Source organism: Pseudundibacterium arcticum, assembly GCF_042646465.1.
Classification (GTDB): domain Bacteria; phylum Pseudomonadota; class Gammaproteobacteria; order Burkholderiales; family Burkholderiaceae_D; genus Undibacterium_A; species Undibacterium_A arcticum.
Genome location: NZ_JBHRTP010000112.1, coordinates 1 through 1699 on the forward strand (window position 1 = coordinate 1; position 1699 = coordinate 1699).

The 1699-nt window shown below is 52.6% G+C and carries 2 protein-coding genes; both read right to left on the reverse strand.

Annotation, left to right across the window (positions count from 1 at the left end):
• Window positions 1-527 (reverse strand): DUF1565 domain-containing protein (locus ACFOFO_RS26165; RefSeq protein WP_390333493.1); only part of this gene is annotated, 527 nt, incomplete at its 3' end.
• A 646-nt stretch (window positions 528-1173) separates the two neighbouring features.
• Window positions 1174-1699, reverse strand: a 526-nt coding sequence (locus ACFOFO_RS26170) for a choice-of-anchor Q domain-containing protein (protein ID WP_390333494.1), incomplete at its 5' end; no start/stop codon positions are given.

Sequence of the window (1699 nt, forward strand, 5' to 3'; positions counted from 1 at the left end):
GACACGAAACGGATGCGCCCGCTCGAGGTACCGCTCACGGTGGTCTGGAATCCACCGGTGTAAGTGCCAGGGGCCACATGCACCGTGGTGTCAGGCTTGGCCACCTGCGACGCCTTCAGGATCGTCTTGAATGGTGCGGATTGCGTACCCGCGTTGGAGTCGGAACCGGTGGTTGAAACATACAGGTTGTATGTCGTAGGCGATGTCGGTGCTGGTGCTGGTGCAGGTGCAGGTGTCGGTGTCGGTGTCGGTGCAGTGGTACCACCCGAATGGTGATGGTTTCTTGCGTCGAGCTGAACCTGCGCAGTTTGTGCGTCGGCCGCGGTATCGGCCTGGACAGCATCGGCGCCAGAACCACCACCACAAGATGCCAGCAGGACTGTAAAGCTAGTGCACAACATGGCGCGCGGCGAGAGTCTGAATGATGACATTTTTAGCATGAAAATTATCCCGAGTAATTGATTTAAGCGAACTTTTTGAGGAGCATCAAGTTGCTTGGTTACACTATTTCTCAGAAAAAATTTCATGCTGGGAAATAATCAATTGCAAGGGTGTATTTTCAAAACATCATTGTTTTTATGAAACCAGCGTGATGCTGCTTGGCACACCGGGGCGATTTCGTGTTTCAAGGCATCACTTTTTTTGAACGAAAGTGGTAGATCCTTTTCAACAAAAAAATTATATTTGAGCAAAAAATCCGCGCTTGAATGCAGTTTTTTGATGGAACCCTGCCAATTTTTCAATTGGCAGGGAGAAAGCAATGCACAGCTTTTTGCTTAACGTTGACCCACCGCATGTTAAAACTTGAGCAATTGCCGTTCTGAAATTCTCAGGAAATGTCTGCAACGCAGCATGCCAGCGCGACAAGCATTCCACACGTATCCGTGACATGCGTCTTACGCAACATTCGTCCGAATTGGAGGAACAGGACCGATGTGCAACACGGAACTGAACTGACCGGCCTCTGCTATGCATTCACCCGTGGCGAACTTGCGCGGGCGCCTGACTGGGCGCGTCCGGCAAAAAACAGGGAAGTCGGTTGTCGTCGACTTCCCTGCGATCTTGCACGACCGGATCATCTGATTGGTGCGATGGATGTTATTGGCGCTGTCGACCAGACCACGCTATTTATCCGACCCGCCGCTCCGGGTTCAGCGCTCCCGATACCTTGGCTTAGTATTTATACGCTCCCATATCGGCCTGCAGTCGTGTCGCACCCGGCAGATCGATGGTCGGCAAATAGGTCTTCGCGGCTGTAGCGATCGCCGGCGAGGTGTTCTTCAGGCGATAATCGCCGCCGCCGGTTCTGATGTAATTGGCGAACTGCGGGTCCGCCGTGATCGTCCCGGTATGTGTCAGACCATTACGCAGGCTAAAGTTACCGCCATTGCCGTATGACAGGTTGTTCATGTACTGGTTGTGCGTGCCAGTCGTTCCTTCCTCGTCAATACCGGTTCCGGTATTGTCATAAACGATATTGTTCGCAACGATCGAGTAATCATGCGGGCCAGCGAAACCATTGTAGTAGCCGCCGCCGCCAATCGTGATGCCCTGGCCATTACCGAAGACCGTGTTGTTGGTGATAGTCAGGTTGGTCGCGTTATGCCATGAGGTGATGCCGGTGTTCGAGATGGCGTAGATCAGGTTGTTGTCAGCGATACCCGAAGTCGACAGGTAAATGCCCTGGTAATAACCGCAA